The sequence below is a fragment of the Lactobacillus nasalidis genome (assembly GCF_016587775.1).
Classification (GTDB): domain Bacteria; phylum Bacillota; class Bacilli; order Lactobacillales; family Lactobacillaceae; genus Lactobacillus; species Lactobacillus nasalidis.
Genome location: NZ_BOCG01000582.1, coordinates 1 through 286 on the forward strand (window position 1 = coordinate 1; position 286 = coordinate 286).

Below are 286 nucleotides of genomic sequence, written 5' to 3' on the forward strand. Positions count from 1 at the left end.
GCGCTTCTTCAGCTTCCGGACCGGGATCTGCCGGATCGCCGGCGGCAGCGGGCTCTGGCTCAGCTGCCGGCAAAGGCGCTTCAGGCTGCTTCAGCTTGGCCTGCAGCTGGCTGGCATGTTCTTTGATGAAGGCCTGGCGCACTTGCGGCCACTCCTTCTCGTCCACGATGGCGATCGTCCAGCTTTCCTTGGTCAGCTGCTCCAAGTCGCCGGCCAGTTCTGCCAAAAACTTGTCCGGATCGGCGGCCAGCTGCCAGGCCCGGGACCGGCTGGCCAGCAGGACGCT

General features: G+C 65.7%; 1 pseudogene. It reads right to left on the reverse strand.

From position 1 onward, the window contains the following. Nucleotides 1-286: pseudogene (locus tag lacNas_RS10930) on the reverse strand (DNA polymerase III subunit gamma/tau); the annotation flags it as partial.